Source organism: Clostridium sp. K13 (genome assembly GCF_019734195.1).
GTDB lineage: Bacteria > Bacillota > Clostridia > Clostridiales > Clostridiaceae > Clostridium.
In genome coordinates this window covers 18,400-38,068 of the sequence record NZ_JAASHM010000007.1, presented here as the reverse complement: position 1 = coordinate 38,068, position 19,669 = coordinate 18,400, and the positions used below count along the sequence as shown (strand labels likewise).

The 19,669-nt window shown below is 26.6% G+C and carries 19 protein-coding genes, 1 tRNA gene, 1 pseudogene, 2 riboswitches and 1 other annotated feature; of the genes and pseudogenes, 18 read left to right on the top strand and 3 right to left on the bottom strand.

Annotated features, from left to right (window positions below):
• Positions 1-226 precede the first annotated feature (226 nt).
• Positions 227-1,771 carry a C40 family peptidase gene (locus HCG76_RS06125; RefSeq protein WP_221699418.1) on the top strand — a complete coding sequence of 515 codons (1,545 nt, stop codon included), beginning with the start codon at positions 227-229 and terminating at the stop codon, positions 1,769-1,771.
• A 97-nt stretch (positions 1,772-1,868) separates the two neighbouring features.
• Here HCG76_RS06125 and HCG76_RS06120 read toward each other — a convergent pair whose 3' ends face one another.
• A complete protein-coding gene (locus HCG76_RS06120; protein WP_221699419.1) occupies positions 1,869-2,807 on the bottom strand; it encodes an L-lactate dehydrogenase in 939 nt (312 codons plus the stop codon).
• A 269-nt stretch (positions 2,808-3,076) separates the two neighbouring features.
• Here HCG76_RS06120 and HCG76_RS06115 point away from each other — a divergent pair, with 269 nt between their 5' ends.
• The 5 genes from HCG76_RS06115 to HCG76_RS06095 all read left to right on the top strand — a co-directional run bounded on the left by HCG76_RS06115 (position 3,077) and on the right by HCG76_RS06095 (position 7,231).
• Positions 3,077-3,328, top strand: coding sequence for a hypothetical protein (locus HCG76_RS06115; RefSeq protein ID WP_260458044.1), 252 nt, complete (start codon positions 3,077-3,079; stop codon positions 3,326-3,328).
• A 210-nt stretch (positions 3,329-3,538) separates the two neighbouring features.
• Positions 3,539-4,549 (top strand): J domain-containing protein, encoded by a 1,011-nt coding sequence (locus HCG76_RS06110; RefSeq protein ID WP_221699420.1) that lies wholly within the window; start codon positions 3,539-3,541, stop codon positions 4,547-4,549.
• A gap of 210 nt (positions 4,550-4,759) precedes the next feature.
• On the top strand, positions 4,760-5,266 hold the full coding sequence (locus HCG76_RS06105) for a GNAT family N-acetyltransferase (RefSeq protein WP_221699421.1): 507 nt from the start codon (positions 4,760-4,762) through the stop codon (positions 5,264-5,266).
• A 103-nt stretch (positions 5,267-5,369) separates the two neighbouring features.
• Positions 5,370-6,605, top strand: a complete 1,236-nt coding sequence (locus HCG76_RS06100) for a hypothetical protein (protein WP_221699422.1) — start codon at positions 5,370-5,372, stop codon at positions 6,603-6,605.
• A 254-nt stretch (positions 6,606-6,859) separates the two neighbouring features.
• Positions 6,860-7,231 carry a hypothetical protein gene (locus HCG76_RS06095; protein WP_221699423.1) on the top strand — a complete coding sequence of 124 codons (372 nt, stop codon included), beginning with the start codon at positions 6,860-6,862 and terminating at the stop codon, positions 7,229-7,231.
• 83 nt (positions 7,232-7,314) lie between these two features.
• Here HCG76_RS06095 and HCG76_RS06090 read toward each other — a convergent pair whose 3' ends face one another.
• Both HCG76_RS06090 and HCG76_RS06085 read right to left on the bottom strand, forming a co-directional pair.
• A complete protein-coding gene (locus HCG76_RS06090) occupies positions 7,315-7,458 on the bottom strand; it encodes a hypothetical protein (RefSeq protein ID WP_221719003.1) in 144 nt (47 codons plus the stop codon).
• Positions 7,459-7,619: 161 nt separating this feature from the next.
• Positions 7,620-7,973: a hypothetical protein gene (locus tag HCG76_RS06085; protein WP_221699424.1), complete on the bottom strand. Its 354-nt coding sequence runs from the start codon at positions 7,971-7,973 to the stop codon at positions 7,620-7,622.
• 348 nt (positions 7,974-8,321) lie between these two features.
• Positions 8,322-8,572: a binding site (T-box leader), on the top strand.
• A 296-nt stretch (positions 8,573-8,868) separates the two neighbouring features.
• Here HCG76_RS06085 and HCG76_RS06080 point away from each other — a divergent pair.
• The 12 genes and pseudogenes from HCG76_RS06080 to HCG76_RS06025 all read left to right on the top strand — a co-directional run.
• Positions 8,869-9,568: pseudogene (locus HCG76_RS06080) on the top strand (pyridoxal-phosphate dependent enzyme); the annotation flags it as partial.
• A 47-nt stretch (positions 9,569-9,615) separates the two neighbouring features.
• Positions 9,616-9,777, top strand: a complete 162-nt coding sequence (locus HCG76_RS06075) for a tryptophan synthase subunit alpha (RefSeq protein ID WP_221699425.1) — start codon at positions 9,616-9,618, stop codon at positions 9,775-9,777.
• Positions 9,778-9,842: 65 nt separating this feature from the next.
• Entirely contained in the window at positions 9,843-10,274 is a 432-nt protein-coding gene (locus tag HCG76_RS06070; protein WP_221699426.1) for a PIN domain-containing protein, read from the top strand.
• Positions 10,275-10,343: 69 nt separating this feature from the next.
• Positions 10,344-10,429: riboswitch (glycine riboswitch) on the top strand.
• 3 nt (positions 10,430-10,432) lie between these two features.
• Positions 10,433-10,509, top strand: a riboswitch (glycine riboswitch).
• Positions 10,510-10,563: 54 nt separating this feature from the next.
• Complete coding sequence (locus HCG76_RS06065) at positions 10,564-11,172, top strand: trimeric intracellular cation channel family protein (protein WP_221699427.1); 609 nt, start codon at positions 10,564-10,566, stop codon at positions 11,170-11,172.
• A gap of 204 nt (positions 11,173-11,376) precedes the next feature.
• Positions 11,377-11,511 (top strand): metal-sensing transcriptional repressor, encoded by a 135-nt coding sequence (locus HCG76_RS06060; RefSeq protein ID WP_221699445.1) that lies wholly within the window; start codon positions 11,377-11,379, stop codon positions 11,509-11,511.
• 188 nt (positions 11,512-11,699) lie between these two features.
• Positions 11,700-12,575 carry a prohibitin family protein gene (locus HCG76_RS06055; protein ID WP_260458045.1) on the top strand — a complete coding sequence of 292 codons (876 nt, stop codon included), beginning with the start codon at positions 11,700-11,702 and terminating at the stop codon, positions 12,573-12,575.
• A gap of 505 nt (positions 12,576-13,080) precedes the next feature.
• Positions 13,081-13,155 (top strand) — tRNA-Cys (locus HCG76_RS06050).
• A gap of 256 nt (positions 13,156-13,411) precedes the next feature.
• Entirely contained in the window at positions 13,412-13,582 is a 171-nt protein-coding gene (locus HCG76_RS06045; protein WP_221699428.1) for a hypothetical protein, read from the top strand.
• Between the two features lie 310 nt (positions 13,583-13,892).
• Positions 13,893-16,286 carry a hypothetical protein gene (locus tag HCG76_RS06040; RefSeq protein WP_221699429.1) on the top strand — a complete coding sequence of 798 codons (2,394 nt, stop codon included), beginning with the start codon at positions 13,893-13,895 and terminating at the stop codon, positions 16,284-16,286.
• Positions 16,286-17,221, top strand: coding sequence for an ABC transporter ATP-binding protein (locus HCG76_RS06035; protein ID WP_221699430.1), 936 nt, complete (start codon positions 16,286-16,288; stop codon positions 17,219-17,221). Before HCG76_RS06040 ends, HCG76_RS06035 begins: the two co-directional genes overlap by 1 nt.
• A gap of 2 nt (positions 17,222-17,223) precedes the next feature.
• Positions 17,224-18,108 carry an ABC transporter permease gene (locus tag HCG76_RS06030; protein ID WP_221699431.1) on the top strand — a complete coding sequence of 295 codons (885 nt, stop codon included), beginning with the start codon at positions 17,224-17,226 and terminating at the stop codon, positions 18,106-18,108.
• A gap of 4 nt (positions 18,109-18,112) precedes the next feature.
• The gene (locus HCG76_RS06025) at positions 18,113-19,666 is read left to right on the top strand and encodes a pectinesterase (RefSeq protein ID WP_221699432.1); all 1,554 of its coding nucleotides are present in this window, start codon (positions 18,113-18,115) and stop codon (positions 19,664-19,666) included.
• The last annotated feature ends 3 nt before the right edge of the window (positions 19,667-19,669 follow it).

Below are 19,669 nucleotides of genomic sequence, written 5' to 3'. Positions count from 1 at the left end.
CTAATACAAAATATTTGTAATAATAGGGCTGTTCTTAATTTTGTTTAATTTACATATAAGCTTTCAAAAATAGAAACTTTATATAAAAATTGAAAATAGTTACAAAAAAATGAAAAAATGACAAAAATATGAAAAATTAATGAAAAATATAGAAAATTAATCTAAAAAAATATATAATTTATTATGTCAAAATATATATTTAAATAGGTGAGGATGTGAAAAAAATATGCAGAAGAAAAAACTAAAAAAAATAATTGCTATTTCTGGGGTTGTTGGAACTATTTTAACTATTAAATCTATTCCAGCTAATGCAACAGAATTAAATAGTGGAGTATCAGTAGCTTCAATAAGTAAGGGACAAGTTGTTAATGTAACTTCAACTTTAAGAATTAGAGAAGAAGCAAGTACTAATTCATCTGTATTAGGAACTATTAGGAATGGAAGTACATTTGATATTATTTCTAAAAGTGGAGGTTGGTATCAAATTAAGTACAATGGAATTACTGGTTATGTCCATGGAGATTATGTAAAGGAAGTTACAGCATCTTCATCAGTGTTAACAAAAGGTAAAGTATATAATGTATCTACAAATTTAAGAGTAAGAAGTGGTGCTTCTACAAATTCATCAATATTGGGATATATTACCAATAACACTGAAGTAAGCATAGTTGGAACAGAAGGATCATGGTATAAAATACAATACAATGGTGGATATGGATATGTAAGTAAAGAATATATAACTGTTAATGGAAGTTCAAGTAATAATGGAGGTAGTTCGAATAATAATAGTTCTTCAGAAACAGAAATTAATAAAACAGGATATGTTTATAATGTAAGTAGTGGAGGGCTTAGGGTTCGTAAGGAAGCATCTACTAGTTCTACTGTTTTAGGAACTTTATATTCAGGTAATTCTGTAAATATAATTGGAGAAACAGGAAGTTGGTATAAGATTAAATATAATTCATCATACGCATATGTTCATAAAGATTATATAACAGATAATAAACCATCTTCAGAATCAAGTAATGGAAATAATACATCAAATGATAATAATAATTCGTCTGAAGCAATGAATGAAATAGGAATTGTTACAAATGTTTCTTCTAATTTAAGGGTAAGACAGAAGCCTTCTTCAAATTCATTAGTATTAGGGTATGTATTAAATAATGAAAAAGTTAATATAACAGGAAAAGAAGGAAATTGGTATAAGATTAATTTTAAAGGATCAACAGGATATGTAAGTTCGGATTATATAAGAATATCTAATGGTAACGATAATAATAATGGAAATAGTGGAAATAATGGGAATGGTGAATCTGTTTCTAATGCATATAATACTGTACTTTCAGAATTAAAATCTCATATTGGATCACCATATGCTTATGGTGGCTCTGGAGAGTTAGTTACTAATTCATCAATACAATCATTAAAAAATAGATTCCCAGATTATTCTGCAGCAGGAAAGTATGATTCTTTATATAAATATGTTGATAGTGGTTTAAGAATGTTTGACTGCTCTGGATTTATGCAATGGGGATTTAGTAAAGCTAATATAAGGATTGGAAGAACAACTTATGATCAAATAAAAAATGGTGTAGAGGTATCTCTAGATAGTGTACAACCAGGAGATTTATTATTCTATAGCAATTTAGGACATGTTGGTATGTATATAGGAAATGGACAATGGATTGAATCACCAAACTCAGGAAAAACAATAAGAATAGTAGATGTTCCATGGAGTTCAATTGGTAGAGCAAGAAGAGTTTTATAAAATTTATTTTTGTAGATTAAAATAAATTATTTTAACATATAATTAAGCTTAAATTAATAAAAACTGTATCAAATTTATGATACAGTTTTTATTAAATTTATTTATCATTAATTCTATCTATATATTCTTTCATTAAATTAGCTGATGAAACAAATTTATCTTGTTCATTAGGAGATAATTGAATATTTAATACTTTTTCTACTCCGTTTCTTCCAAGAATAGTAGGAACGCTTAAATAAGCATCATTAACACCATAGTAGTTATTTAATAAAGTAGAAACAGTTAATATGCTTCTTTCATCTCTAATTATAGCTTCAACAATTCTTTCAAGGGCTATAGCAACAGCAAAAGCAGTAGCACCTTTTCTCTTAATAACTTCATAAGCACAGTTTTTAACATCTTCAGCTATAACATTTTCAGTTTCTTTATCCCAAGATATAGAGTTTTGCTCAGAGAAGCTTTTTACTGGTATACTTCCAATCATTAATGATGACCATGTTACAAATTCGCTATCACCATGTTCACCAAGAACATATCCTTCTACATTTCTTCCATCAATTCCAAAGTATTTTCCAAGTAAGCTTCTAAGTCTTGCTGTATCTAATACTGTACCAGAACCTATTACTCTTTCTTTTGGGAATCCAGAAAGTTTATATGTCATATATGAAAGAACATCTACAGGGTTAGATACTACTAGTAGAATTGAATTTGGACTTAATTCAGCAAGCCTTGGAATAAAGCTTTTAAATATAGCATAATTTTTATCTACTAAATCTAATCTAGTTTCACCAGGTTTTTGTGGTGAACCTGCAGTTATTATTATTATATCTGAATCTTTAGTATCTTCTAAAGTACCTAAAGTAACATTACAAGGTCTGCATAAAGAGCTACCATGCATTAAATCTAATACTTCTCCTAGAGCCTTTTCTTGATTTATATCATTAATTACAATTTCTCGTGCTATTCCTTTTTGTAATAATGCAAATGCAGTTGTAGCACCTATTGCACCTGCGCCAATTATTGATATTTTACTCATAATTTCACCTCATTTAATTAATATATATAGTATTTTCTATTTTTAAAAAATATATTATATATATAGGGAATAATTATTATTAACTAATAATTACATTATAGACTTGCTAAAAATTAAAATCAACCATATTTTACTTTAATATTACAAAATTTCATATAATGTCGAAAAGTGTTAACAAAGTATTAACAAAATAAAAATAAAATGTTAATATATAAGAATGAATACATAATATGACATAAGGCGATAAATATACAATAGGGGGATTTGGTTTGGAAAATAATTATAATAATATAAGAATAGATAAATATGATGATGAGCATATGACAGTAGGAAAATGGATAGGAACATTTTTATTAATGCTTATTCCGATAGTTAATATAGTATTAATGTTTGTTTGGGCTTTTGGATCAAATGTAAATAGAAGTAAGAAAACATATTTTCAAGCACAATTAATAATGTGTGGTATAATTTTAGCTTTATATATTATAGCAGTTATATTAATGATAGGAGTATTTGGTTAATAGCAAATTATAAAAAATATATGTCATAGTATGCTAAAAAAAGAAGTATGACTAATGCTTCTTTTTTTTTTTTATGTATTAAATTTTGGATATATGTACTATTTGTGGCTTTATAATAAAGTTGATATAATCATTAATATACAAAAAATATGGGGTTTATATAATAAATAATAAAAATCACATAAATAAGTAAGTATGGGAGGCTAATAGATGAATTACTATAAAGTTTTAGGCATTGAAGAAAATGCTACACAAGAAGAAATTAGACAAGCATATGAAAAACAAGTTAAATTATTCAAGTTAGAAGTAAAAGATGAAAAAAGATTAGATAAATTCCTAGATTTGTTTAAAGAAGCATATGATGCATTAATTTATAAAGAAGCTATAGTGAAAGAACAACAAGAAGAAATATTTGATCAAGAAGTAAGTGCTTTATTTAAAAATAATAAAATTAAAGAGAAAGCAGCTGATGTTACAGAAAAAGAAGAAGTGATTAATTCTAGCTCTGAAAATATAGAAGGCAGTTATGCAGCTACAGTTTTAATGAGTAGGGAAGAAATATTAAGGGAATCTTTGATTCAATATAATAAGTCAGAAGAAGAGAAAATTATATTTAAATCAAAAGAAGATTTTGAGGATTGTGATGGATTTTTTGATGATGAAGATGATGATGACGAAGAGGATTTTGACGAAAAAATTATAAAAAAGATAAGACAAAAAAATAACTCTAAAAACAAGAAAAGCAGTAATCAAAGAAAAAATAATTCATCTAAAAAAAATAATGTAGGTAAAAGTAATAAAGAATATAATGACAGAGACAGAGACAGAGACAGAGACAGTAGAGGTATAAGAAATAGAAATTCTAATAAAAAGGTTGTAGTTAAAAAAGAAAAAGCTTCTAATGAGATTTTAAATGTACTGTTAATTCCATTAAAAATAATTGCATTACCAATAATAGCTATATTATCAATATTGATTTTTATATGTAGAATAATAAGTATATCATCATGGTTAGTAGCAAAAATCATAATAATTGGAGTTATTGCTATTGCCGCTATTCATGGATATCAAATTTATACGGGTCAAGAAGTAATTAATTATAATATATTTATTGCTTGTGGAATAGGATTTATAGTTTCACTATTTTTACCAAGTATAGTTAGAATAGTACCTAATATGTTACAAGGTATTAATAATAGTTTGAAAAATTTTGTTTTTTAAAATTATTTAAAGGGGGATACTTTTATCCCTCTTTTGTTATATAATAAAATAAATTAAATTCCAAACTTAAGATAGAGTTTTAACTATATTTGAAGCTTAGAAGTCGTTATCTAGAGGGATACAAGCTATAATCTCATATCTAAAAAGAGGTGAGATTATTATAACTACTAGATACCAGATAAAAAATAATAGTTTGATTGGGGAGTAAATATGATATTTAGAAAGACAACAATAAATGACATAAAAAATGTAATGGAAATAATAAGCGAAGCACAAGAATACTTCAAAAGAAACGGAATAGATCAATGGCAAAATGGATATCCAAATAGTGATACAATATATGATGATATAAAGAATAATAGTAGTTATGTATTAGAAGATGAAAGTAAAATAGTAGCAACAGCAATGCTTTCTTTTGAAGAGGATAAAACTTATAAAAATATTTATGAGGGAAAGTGGTTAAGGGATATAGGAGAATATGCTGTTATACATAGAATTGCAGTTAGTGAAAAAATTAAAGGTAAAGGAACTGCAGCTAAGATAATTAAATTAATAGAAGAAAAATGTAAAGAGAAAAATATAAAGAGTATAAAAATAGATACTCATAAGGATAATATTTCAATGCAAAGATTACTTGAAAAAAGTGGATTTAAATATTGTGGAATAATATATTTAGAGGATGGAAATGAAAGAATAGCTTTTGAGAAAATTATATAGAAATAAATATGCGAATGTGTAACTATTTTGTAACTTTATAGTAAAATTTAGTGTTATAATATAACTATAAATATATAAACTTTAAAAGATAGTAGGATAAGAGATGGAGAGAGAGAAGAGTAAATTAGATGAAAAAATAACAACTGGAAGAGAATTATTAAAAATAATTGAAGAAAAGGAAATTGAGATAGAAAATCAAAAGGCAAAATTAAAATTAGCCAATGAGGAAATAGAGAAGATAAAATTAGATTTAAATGAATTGAGAAAAAATATTAGCAATTCTATTAAAAGTTATGAAAATTACAAATTTGAAACAAAGATTGACTCTGATTCAGAAAATAAAGATAAGTCAAAAAAAGAAGATAGTAGTATTTCTATTGAGATTGTTGAAGCAGAAGATGATGAGTTTGTAAATCAAGCAATAAGTAAACTTATAGCAGAAGTAACAAATTATGAAGATAATAAAGATGAGAATTTAACTAAAGAATTGGCAATAGATATTGTTGAAGATGAAAAAATTGTTGAAGATGAGATAACTTTAATTGAAAATATTAAGATTGCATTTATAGAAAATAATAATTATAAGGTTTTAGATATCTTAAATTCAATATTAGATAATAAAGATTATGTAGAAGTTAATTTTACAAAGGAAGAAAAAATAATATTATTATATTTAGGGTATTTCTATAATAAATTAGAAGGCTTACTTAAGAAATATGAATCAATAAAAGAATACTATAATTCAGAAGATAGTGAAGTAACTCTATTGAAAAGCTTAATAGAAGAAAAGGATTATCCTATATATAAAGCTATAAAAGAAACTATTGCAAATAAAATGAAAAGCGATAATAAATTGTTTAAAGGCTTAGATACGCTTATAAGAGTAAGAATAATAGATAAAATTATTAATATTGCATATATGACTTTTGAGGAAGTATATTCTGTTAAAGATTTAAAATATGGACAAGAGAACATAACTCTAAAGGCATGGGTTAAAGAAAAAGAAAAGACGGAGTATAGATTAGTTGAAGGTTTATATTGTAATACTACTGAAAAGCTATATATGTTAGAAAGCTCTATATGTGTATTAGGTCTTAACATTAAAAAAGTTATTGATGAAGAAATTAATAATGTAAAATATGAGAATAAGGTGTATTATAAGAAAGAACAGACAAACTGTAGTATAAAGGAAGAAGAAAAGAAAGTAATTAGTAATTATAAAGAAACTCCTGATAAAGATAATGATTATATAGAGGAATATGATGATATTGATGAAGATGATTTAAGTATCTGGACAAGGGTTAAAGAAAAGTTTACATTAAGATTAAAAAAAAGATAATAAAATAATAATTGCCTAATTAGTATTTTAATTAGGCAATATATTTGTATAAAAACACAAGTAAATGTTTACAGAAGTTAATTAATACTGTATAATAAATTTGTAAAAACTTTTTAATATAATGTTATACACGGTATAAGGATAAGAGACAGTTAAAATAACAATAATATTTAAGAATTAATTAAGGGTAAATTAAGGATATTGTAACAGAATTGACAAATTAATAAATTATAATATTTATAGAGGTGATTAATATGGAGAAAAATTTACAGTTTGTAGATTCATATCATGAAAAAAATTATGTTGAGTTAGTTCAAAATTTTATGGGAAAATTAAATAAAGATTTATATATAGTATTAAAATTATTAAGTATTAATGAAGTATATGTAGTGGCTAAAGAATATATAATAGGAACAAATATAATGTTTAAAGAATTATTAAATGATTCAAGAATAGTAAATACATCAAGATTTTTAGTAGAATTGGCATATAGCTTTTTTACAAGACAGTTTTCAGTTAATGAGATTTCTAGTACAAGAAATTTGAGCTTTGATACAAGAAATTTCATAATAAACATAATAAATTATTATTCTAAAATGGATAAAGAAGAAAATTTCTGTGCGTAGCAATTAATATGTAAAAGGTAACTCTTAAATTAAAATAGGAGTTACCTTTTTATATTATAAAGTAATTTTTATAATTCTAAAAATTACTTTATAATATAAGAACACATATCTGAAGGGTTGTCCCCGATTCTAACAATAAATTCAGAAATGTTTTTAGGAATTGTAATAACTGTTCTTGTAACTCCAGAATCAGAAGCTTGTAGTCCTTCACTCTTTTCAAAGTTCATGGATCTTATAATATAGTTAGTATCACTAGTATGAATTGTACTTCCATCTAAATTACAAACTTGAATTCCTACATGAGAAGCTTGTCCTTGCTTTGTTACTTTAAGGTCATCAGCTAATGTTGTTGTATACTCAATAATTACATATTCAAGTGAATCATTTATTAGTTGAGGAATTTTAGATGTAGGGTTAGTTGAATTATATTCATCAACTTCATTTTTGCTAGAGTTCCTCTAATAATATTGTCTAAAGTAATAGTAACTTTTTCTTGAGTAATTTTATTGTTTGTATCAGTTATATTTTTTGAAACAATAACACTTTCTCCAACTGATAAAAACTCATCAGATGAAACTTCATTTTCATCTTTACGTCTGCTTTTTTCTTCTGAACGACTTTCCCTAGAAGATTCATTAGTAGAAGCATTAGCTCTTATAGAAGAGTTTTTGTTTGAAGAGCAACCTACAGCAAGTGCAACTACCATAATAGATAAACATACCAATCCTATTTTATGTTTCATAATAATACCTCCGTATTTATAAAAAGTTCATGCAACTCCTTCATTATAATCCTGAAATTTTACAAAGTATATGAGTGTATTAATTCGAAAAAAGAAGAAAAATAAAGTATTATGGAGATAATTTTAAAATATAATAATTAAAGTTGGTATATGTACCATTTTAAGAATTTTAAATAAAAACCATTAAAAATTTTTATGATAACGTAATCAAAGGAGAAATATATACATATAAATGGAGTTTTTTACAGTTTTATTCCCTTTTTTACCATGAAAATAATTGAATATGTAAAATAATCCATAAATAAAAAGTTGTTGAATTATTTTTGAATATATAGTAATATAAGTAAAAATAAACCGGTGATGTGGAGATAAAAATAGATCGTGCACTTACAGAGAGCTTAGATAGCTGAGAGCTAAGCAGAACGCAGCCTATTAAATGGACCACGGAGGGCATAGGGAAAAGAATTGCAAATTCTTAGTATTCTATGACGTTTGACATACGTTAGTTGTCTAGGATATGTTAGTATCCGATAAAGTGTACGATTATTTCGTAAATTAAGGTGGCACCGCGGGTGTAGTGAATTCTACCCGTCCTTGACAGTAAATTTAGCTGTCAAGGACGGGCTTTTTATGTTCTTTGGCAGGGTATATTAATTTTAAAGGAGGAAAATATGAGTTATTCAAGTGTATAAGAAACAAAAAATTATTATAGCAAACTCTAAATATAGAGTTATTCCTGTAAATATAGAATTTAAAGTAATAATATTAAAAATTATATAAAAATGAAAGAAGTAATGAGAAATGTAGGAAGGTAGGTAGAGTTTATGAGTAAAAGTAGATTTGGAGAATATGGGGGACAATATATATCAGAAATATTAATGAACGAACTTATTAAGATCATACAGGATCTCACAAAATAAACAATGTACTGGGACAGGTATTATTAGCTAAGAAGTTAGGGAAAACTAGAGTTATTGCAGAGACAGGGGCAGGGCAGCATGGTGTAGCAACAGCAACGGCAGCAGCACTTTTAGGATTAGAGTGTGAAATATTTATGGGGAAAGAAGATACAGATAGGCAAGCTTTAAATGTATACAGAATGAAGCTTTTAGGAGCAAAAGTAAATTCTGTAACTTATAAATGATAAAGATGTACAGCTTATAGGATGTGAAGCTGCTGGAAAAGGTATTGATACAACATTAAATGCAGCAACTATAACTACTGGGAGTGTTGGAATATTTCATGGAATGAAGTCTTATTTTTGTCAAGATGATAATGGACAAATAGTTCCAGTATATTCAATTTCAGCAGGGTTAGATTATCCAGGAATAGGACCAGAGCATGCTTATTTATATGATAAAAATAGAGCGCAATATGTTTCTGTAACTGATGATGAAGCAGTTTCAGCTTTTGAGTATTTAGCTAGAACAGAGGGAATTATTTGTGCTATAGAAAGTGCACATGCTGTGGATCACGCTATAAAGATTGCCACAAAATTTAGTAATGATGAGAGTATTATTATTAATCTTTCTGGAAGAGGAGATAAAGATGTTGCAGCAATAGCTAGATATAAGGGGGAAGAAATTTATGAGTAAAATATATAAAGCATTTCAAAGATGTTCCTTGTGTTGTTGATTTTGGAATGGATAATGTAAAGCAAGCAAGAGAAATTATAAAAATATCAGATGGAGTTATTGGAGGAAGTGCTATAGTTAAGATTATTAAAAAGTATGGTGATAATGCCAATGAAGAGTTATTTAAATATATTAGAAGAATGAAAAGTACCATTAAAAATGAAATTTAATATTTTATAGTTACAAGTACTCAATTATAATAAAATAAGAGTATGTTATAAAAGGAGAGAGACTAATGAAGAAGTATTTATTAGATACTAATATAATAATTAGATTATGGGATGAAGAAGAAAAACATTTAGATAAAATAATTAAAGAAAGTAAGGTAGTTATATTAAATGAAGTATTAAATGAATTATCTGTAAAGGAAACAAAAGAGTATAGAAGAAGAGAAGTTTTAAGTGAAAGATTTTGCAAGCTATTGCCTTATAGTATAGAAGTTGAAAAGGATAATATAAGTGGATTTTATATGATATTTGACTATGAAAGTAAGGATAAGCTTGATAGTAATAATTTATCTAAAAATGATTTATTACAGTTGTATGCTTGTTATGTTAATGATGATTTTAATTTAGTTACTGAAGATAAGGAGTTATATAATATTGCAATGCATATTTTAGGGGAGAAAAGAGTATTGTCACTAAAAGAATTAAACAATATTATTTAAAAATAAAAGTATCCCTATTTTAGATGTTGAATTACTTTAATGGATATATTATAATTTACAAGTATTTCGTTGAGAAATTTGGGAGATACTGTTTAAATTCAGAGCCGAAGGGGAAAGTGCGGCAAACTCTCAGGCAAAAGGACCAAATTTTGAGAAAACTCTGGAAAGCCCATATACGGCACCGACGAAGCAATCTTAGATATAGTAAGAGAATCTTTCAGGTAAAAAGACAGAGGCGCAATTATTTTAATAATTAGTCTTTATGTATTATTAAATAAGGGGGATTTTTTTGGACTATATTGCAATTTTAGAGTATATCGGTGTTTTTGCTTTTGCCGTATCAGGAGCAATAGTAGCTATTGAAGAAGAGTTTGATGTTTTTGGAATATATATAATAGCTATAATTACAGCTATGGGGGGAGGAGTACTTAGGGATATCGTTACAAATTCAGGTATACCAGTATTCTTTACAAGTTATGTGACGATTCCATTTATTATTGCTGGAGCTTTACTAGCTATATTCTTAAAGGGAAATTTAAAGTATAAAAATTTATTTGTATTCATTGATGCAATTGGACTAGCTGCTTTTTTTATATCAGCAGCAGTAAAAGCAATTGGTAGCAATTATAATTTTATGTTATTTATATTCGCAGCTAGTATTACTGGTGTTGGTGGTGGAGTATTAAGAGATATAATAACTAATAGAAAACCACAAATTTTTAAGCATGATATTTATTGTGTTGCAGGAATTATAGGTGTTACTATACTTTGGTTTGTATATCCTGTAATTGGATTAGAGGTAGCACAGTTAATAACATTAGTAATAATTGTGCTTATTAGAATGGTAGGTTATTATAAAACAATTAATTTACCAGTAGTATATAAAGAAAGAGTTTAAGACTAATATTAAGATATTAAAAAGGTATAAGAATATTCATTCTTATGCCTTTTTTATGAATTTATTAGAAAATAAAAAACTATTTAGTATTAATAAGAGGAGAAATATTAAAATTAATGGAAAATTATTACGGTTATTATCTTTGATGGCAATATAAGGGCGGTGGGTAATTTATATATTTAGTTATAATTTAAAAATTAATTAATATACAACTTAAATAATGCTGGAAAAACAATTTTAAAAAAACATATTGAAACTTGTATAGTTGAAGCAGTAGAATCTGGTGATAAAAAAGCTATAGATAACTTAAATTTAGCAATAGAAAAATTTATAAGATAAAATTTTGTATTAATATATGGAGCCGTTACGGCTCTTTTTTCTTATATAAATTAATAATATATATTAAATATGTTAGATAGATAAAGAAAAAATGAGAAATATTAACTAAAGTATAGAATTATTTAATTAAAATAGATAAAATGGATAAAAATAAGGATTAAAGCTAAAAAAATAATAAAAAGTTATAATTGATAAAAGGTAATAAAGTTGTTGGAGGAATAGTAGTTGCAGGTGTAATTATAGTAGGTGGAGTATTATTAGCATTATCAACTCATAAAATAAAACCAGGATATGTAGGTGTTGTATATAATCTAAGAGGTGGTATTCAAGATAATGTATTAACACAAGGATTAAGAATTGTTTCACCATTTCAAAAGGTATCACAATATTCAGTTGCCACAGAACAGGCATATCTTTCAAGAGATAAAAAGGAAGGATCATTAGATGATGATTCATTTATGATACCAACTTCGGATGGAAAAACAGTAAATGTTGATTTAGAGTTTAGCTATCATTTTGACGTAGATACACTTCCAGAAACTTTTACAAGATTTAAGGGACAAACAGGTAAGGAAATAGAGGATAATTTTATAAGAGGTAAAATGAAAGCGTGGGCATCAGAAGTGTCTTCTACATTTTCAGTTATAGACATATATGGTGAAAAAAGATCTGAATTAAATTCAAATGTTTTAGCTCATGTAAAGGAAAAATTTAATGAGTATGGAATAATAATAGATTCAGTTAATTTCTCAAGAATAGAATTAGATGCTGAAACAGCTAAAGCTATACAAGAAAGAATAAATAAACAACAAGAGTTAGAAACAGCAAAGATAGAAGCACAAAAAGCACAAATTGAAGCAGAAAGAAAAAAGGTAGAAGCACAAGGGGAAGCTGATGCTAAAATAATTAAAGCACAAGGTGAAGCGGAAGCTAATAGAGTTTTAACTGAGGATCTTAATGATGAAATTTTAATGAAAATGTATATAGAAAAATGGGATGGTATTTTACCAAAGGTTAGCAGTGATAATGTTAGTCCATTTATAGATATGAACGGATTAGATTAAAAATTAAAGGTGTATGCATAAAAACTTTATTCTACACACTTGAAATAAATTGCGAACTACAGTGAGAATGAAAAATGGAATATTACTTTTACGGTAAGCGGTGAAATTTTCGCTTTGAATTTATATAATTGATTCCGTAAAATTTGCTAAAGTTTTTAAACTTGCTAAAGCTTCAAACAGTAAAAACTTCTTAACACAAATTTTACTACATCAATTATTAAATTCTACAGCTTAATTTCAATGCTTCCCTCCAAATTAATATTTCATTTTTTCTCTTCACTGTTTTTCTTATTTCCCCGATTTATAGTTAACGACTCCTGCTACAAATTTATAGCAGAAGTCGTTAACTTTAGGAAAATTCGGCTTAAATTGCAGACTTAAGCTTTAGTTCGCAGTTTATTTGTTAAGTGAGTTGATGATTTTGATACAAACTAATTAATTTGTCATTTTTAATTTTAAAAAAGTATGGACTTTTTATAAAGAAATGTATATAATATAAATATACGGCGCCATAGCCAAGTGGTAAGGCAGAGGTCTGCAAAACCTTTATTCCCCAGTTCAAATCTGGGTGGCGCCTCCAATTATATTTAGTACGAAGTACTACACTAAAGAGGATTCATAAGTGGATTCTCTTTTTTTGTTGTTTAAATATATATGTTTATAAAAGAGAGAAACATATAGTAATAGATAATTATAAACATATTTGAAAGTAATATGTCATGAAGACATATTTAAATAATTTTAAATTAATAATTATTTATGTATATCACGAAGGTATAGCATTTCTTTGCTATACCTTTTATTTTTTATATTTAAATTACGGGAGGGGTTTTATAATGAATGAAAAGACAAAAGATCTAGTATGGGCTGCTTTATTAGAAATAAAAGAGAATTCAAAAGTTTTAGATATAGGTACTGGAACAGGAATATTAATTAGCTACTTATTAGAAAAATCACCTTCAAAATTAGTTGGATGCTTCTCTAATATTTTTTCAATAACTGGATAAACAGAAGATGAACTAATAAATATGTAGTCTTTAAATTATCCAACTGAATCCAATATATTTCTAATATCTTGTTGATTATATGTACATATATCTATTATTGCATCGAAAGAAAAATCCTTTAAAGAATCTTTTAAATTATTTCTATAAAATTAATAAAAATAAAAATCTAGCTATTAAATATTATAAAAAATAATATTTAAGGAATTTTTAAGAAAATCTTAATGGAAAACAAAAGATGATTAATTAAAAATAGGTTAAAATATGATAGTATACTAATAAAGGGAAAATATTGTAAATAGGGGGAGTAATAATGAAAAAAACAATAAATAAAAAAATATTTAGTGTTATTTTATGTATTTTTATATTTAGCTTAGTTATGCCAAATATAAAAGTAAGTGCAAGCAAAAATGAGACTAAGTATGATGTAACAATAAATTATGGTATAGATGGGAAGTATAGAGCTCAAAAATATATGCCAGTTAATATTGAAGTTAAAAACTTAGAAAAAGATTTTAATGGAGAAATAGAAGTTAGAGTTGCAAGTGATAATTTTGGTGGATATGACTCATATTCAAAAGAAGTTACGGCAACGGCAGGAGAAAATATAAACATTACAATACCAGTAAAGTTTATGGAAAACTCAACTAATGGAACTGTCTGTATAGTAGAGAATAATAAAGTTCTATATGAAAAAACATTATTAATTTCTTCAGGTAGAATTTCAGAGGGAAATGCATTTACAGGAGTATTAACAGATGATGCTACAGCGTTAGGATATCTAGGAGATATAACATTTTCAGATTCTACACACTCAAATGTAGGAAAAATGAGCTTAGTTAAATTAAATGAAAATTTATTAAGTGAAAATGGACTAAATATAGCTGGATTAGATTTAATAGTAATTAATAACTATAACACAGCAAATTTAAAAGAAGAACATTACAGTGCGTTAAACAATTGGGTTAATGAAGGTGGAACATTATTAATAGGTGCAGGTGCTAATGAAAGTAAAACAATTAATAATATAAATAAAGGTTTTTTAAATATTTCTTCAAGTGGTACTACTGAAAAGAGTGTTGTAACTGTTTCAGAAAACTTAAATTTAATATTATCACAAATAAACTTTGAAGGAGCAACAGTTGCTAATAATAGTAATGGAAATAATTTAGTATATTCTTTAAATAGAGGTGCAGGAAAAATATTAGTAACTGCATTTGATTTAGGTTTAGAACCATTTATTTCAAGTAGTGATTCAGCTCTTATGCTACAAAATATGTTAATAGGAACTTTTGATAAAATTTATGAACAAAACTATAATGGTGGATATTCCCAAGATAGTTACGAAATAAGCAATATATTAACAAGTATTCCAGTTGAAAAAATGTTAAGTACAGTAACATTAGGTATAATACTTGGAGTTTATGCAATTTTAGTTGGGATAGTTTTATATCTTATACTTAAAAAAATGAAAAGAAGAGATTTAACATGGATAGTTATACCATTAACTGCAATTGTATTTACAGTAGTAATTTATTTATTAGGAAGTAAAATGAAAATTAAAGATGTTGTAGTAAACAATATTAATATTATAACTACTGATGAAGAAGGAAAAGGTCAAATAAATGGATATATTGGTATTGCAAGCAAAAATAAAGGTAATATTAAAGTAGAAAAAGAAGAAAATTTAGAAATAAAGTATATAGATGATAATTATTACTATTATGGAGATACAGAAAGTAAATCTAAAAATTTAAGAGTTAAAACAACATATACAAATAATAATTCTTATTTTACAGTAGCTAATAATAATGTATCTGAAATGAACAAATTTAAAGTTTCAGGTAAAGAAATAGTAATGCCTAAAATAGAAAATACTTTGAAAATTAAAAATGGAAAATTAGAAGGTACTATTAAAAATAATTTAGATGCAGATATTAAAAAGTTAATAATAGTTTCAGGGCAAAGTGTCTGGGAGATAGGAACAGTAAGTAAAGGTGAGGAAATTTCAATTACTGATTTAGTTTCTAAAAACTCTTTTGGTATTTATAGTTATGCTGAAAGTTTAACTAGTGAATATTATGAATCAAGATGGAATGATGAAATAGATTCAAATAATCCGAAATTTAAAAATGTAGAAAGATATGCTTCTTTATTAAGAGTATTAGGAACTAATAATTATGTAGGAACTACAACAAAGATTATTGCTATTACAAATTTACCAATAGATTATAGCTTAAAGTTAGAAAGTAAATCAATTTCAACTTATGACTTAACAGCAGTAATACAAGATGCAAATATAGATTTTAAGGATGAAAATGGAAACCTTAATTTCCCAGAAGGTTACTTTAAATACAAGGTAAATCATATAGATTCAGCTGTATATTTTGATTATTATGAGGGCTACATTAATGGTAACGGAGAAGTTATTTTAGATTATGAAATTGATAGTAATGTGGATGTAAAAGAAATAAATATTAATGTATTTACTAATAGATGGGGATATCAAGCTGGAATTGATGGAGAGTATTATATTTACAATTATAATACTAACCAATATGAAAAATTTAGCTTGTCATCAGGAAGCTATAAAGTAATAAATGATGGAAGCTATAGCTCAAATAATATAATAAAAATCAAAGTCGTTGCTAATAATGAGAAAGAGACCGCAGCTCCTCAAATAAGTATAAAAGGGGTGGAGAAGTAATGCTAGTTATAAAAAATCTTGAAAAATCATATGGAAGCTTTAAAGCTGTAAAGGGATTAAATTTAGAAATTAAAAAAGGTGAAATATTTGGTTTTATAGGTCCAAATGGTGCTGGAAAAAGTACAACTATGAAAATTATATCTGGACTTTTATCTCCAGATAGTGGAGAAGTTTATGTAGATGGAATAGATGCAATAAAAAATAATAGAGCCCTAAAAGATAAAATTGGATATATGCCAGACTTCTTTGGTGTGTATGATAACTTAAAGGCAATTGAATATTTAGAGTTTTATGCTTCAATATATGGAATTGTAGGAAAAGAAGCTAGAGAATTATCTATGGATTTACTTAGATTAGTTAATTTAGAAGATAAGTATGACGCATATGTTGATGGATTATCAAGAGGTATGAAACAAAGATTATGTTTAGCTAGATGCCTTGTTCATAATCCAGATCTTTTAATATTAGATGAACCAGCTTCAGGAATGGACCCAAGAGCTAGATATGAAATGAAGGGGATACTAAGAAACCTAAAAGAAATGGGTAAGACAATAATAGTTTCTTCTCATATATTACCTGAGCTTGGAGAAGTATGTACTAATATAGGTATAGTAAAAAATGGAGTGGTTGTATGCCAAGGTACTGTAGAAGAAATAATGACAAGAGCTGCAGGGGCATCACCTATAGTATTTACAGTATTAGATAAAGAAGAAGAGGCAATAAAGCTTCTTAAAGAATTACCATATGTAGATAATATAAAAATTGATGGTAAGAAAATTACAGCTAGTGTAATAGGAAATGACGAAGATATATGCAATCTTTTAAAATGTTTAGTAGTAAAAGATATTCCAATAATAAATTACAGCAGAGCAGTTGGTAATTTAGAAGATGTATTTATTCAAATTACAGCAGATAGTGATGAAGAGGAGGCGTAAAAATGAGAGTGAATCCAGTTTTAAGAAATGAAAGTAAAATAGCTGTTAGAAGTATTAAGTTTACATTAATGATATTTGCATATATAGCAGCATTATCAGTAGCGGTAATGATTTATTATGCTTCAGTAAATTCACAAGTTTTTTCTAATGGATTATATCTAGAGTCATCAACTATATTTTATGTTGTAATGGCAATAGGGCAAGCTGTATTACTATTTTTTATAGTTCCAGCATTAACATCAACAGCAATATGCTCAGAGAGGGAAAAACAAACTTTAGATATATTATTATCCTCAAAATTAACTCCATTTCAAATAATAATAGGAAAAGTTTCTGCTTCATCACTTAGAGTAATTATTCTTATAATTGCAACAATCCCTCTTTATGCAATTGGAGCTTTAATTGGTGGAATTAAAATGAGTAATATATTTGGGCTTATAGTATTTTTTATTGTTAACACTATATTTGTAAGCTCAATAGGTGTTTTTGTATCAACATATATAAAAACATCAAAAGTAGCAACAGCCCTTACTTATGGATTAGTATTATTTATTTATGCAGGTATAGTAGCTATTACCTGGGTAATACTTATGGTTACTATTTATCAAATGAGTATTAGTGGGAATATTACATCAACTATGCCTAAGGCATCACCTATAGTTTATATAAGTCCAATTGTTGGATTTGCTAGTTTGCTTTTAAATCAAGTTGGTTTAGGTGGGCAATTTAATAGTATGTTTTCAGAGTTTGGAATAAGTATGCATTCAGAATATATTTCAATAGTTATACAATTAATTCTTTCAGCAATATTTATATATTTAGCAGCAACTAAACTTAATCCATTAAATAAAAAGATTAAAGTTAAATCTAAAAAAGTAAAGGAGTAGGAAGATGAATTCTTTAGATAGAGCTATTTTAGATTTTTTAAATAAGGCATCTAAAAGAATTAAAGCAAACTTCTTATTAAATTTAAGCATAGTAGGGTTAAAGCTTCTACTATGCTTAATCTTTAGTTTGCTATTAATTTCGCTTTTTGTACCAATTCCTTATGTTTTAGAAATTTCTCTTGGGATATTAGTTATAGGATTAATAATTATATTAATATATGGATTTGTTAAAGCACCTAAAAAAGATAAGGTTGCATTAATAGTAGATTCTAAGGGGTTAGATGAAAGACTTATCACATCATTAGAGCTTATAAATTCTGATGATAATATATCAATGGCCCAAAAGAAGGATACAGTTGAATATATTAAAGGTTTTGATATAAAAAAGAATTTAAAAATTCATATTGATAAAAAGCAGATGTTATTAGTTTTAGCACTTGTATTTATGTGTATTTTAGTAATGTTTGTACCAAGTAATGCAAGAAAAGAAGCTCAAAAAATAAGAGACTTTGATAAATATCAAAAGACAGTAATAGAAAAGGTTGAAAAGGAAAAAGAAGAGATAAAAAAATCAGAGGATTTAAGTGAAGAAGAAAAGGAAGAGCTTAAAAAGATTTTAGAAGATGCAAAAAAAGAATTAAAGGAAAGTGAAAAGAAATCTGAAGTAAATAAGACTTTAGAACGTTTAGAGAAAAAATTAGAAGATAAAAAGGAAAGCTTAACTTCAGATAAGGCAAAGGAAGCCTTAGAAAAGGCAAAGAAGGATTTATTAAAAGATTTTAATAAAGAAAAAGAAGAAAGTGCTAAAAAAGATGTTAATAAATTAGTAAATGAACTTATGAAAAAGCAGGAAAGTAAGCCTTTAGGAGAAGCTATATTAAACGGAAATCAAGATGCTATTAATAAAGAATTAGCTGAGCTTCAAAACAAGCTATCAAGTATGAATAGTGCAGAATTAAATGCTCTTTCAGAAAGTTTAAAGTATGCTGCTTTAGAAATGAGTGATGAGGAATTAGCACAGGCTTTAGAAAATGCAGCAAATTCAGTATTAGATCAAAAGTTAGATGCACAAAGTTTATCAGAAGCTATTACACAATCAGTAAATAATAGCAATGGTCAAAACCAAAATCAAAGTAACGGACAAGGTCAGGGCCAAGGGCAAGGTTCAGGTCAGGGAGCAGGTCAAGGTCAAGGCGGTGGTCAAGGACAAGGTGGATCAGGAGGTAATGGATCAGGCTCAGGTTCTGGATCTGGAACAGGCTGGAATACTGGGAGTACTGTAGGAAAAGAAAATGATTTAGAAAATTCTACAGGAGAGCAAATATATATTCCAGGAAGAAATGAAGGTAGTGATTCGAATCTTACTGGAAATAAAAATGATGGTGGAAATACCCAGCAAATAGAAAGTCAAAATGGTCTTAATGTAGGTGGAGAAAAGGTAGATTACGATAAAGTAATAGGTGATTATAGTAATAGTGCCTTAGAAGGAGCTAATAATAGCAACTTACCACAAAGCTTAAAAGATCTTATAAAAAACTATTTTGAAGGATTAAATTAAGAG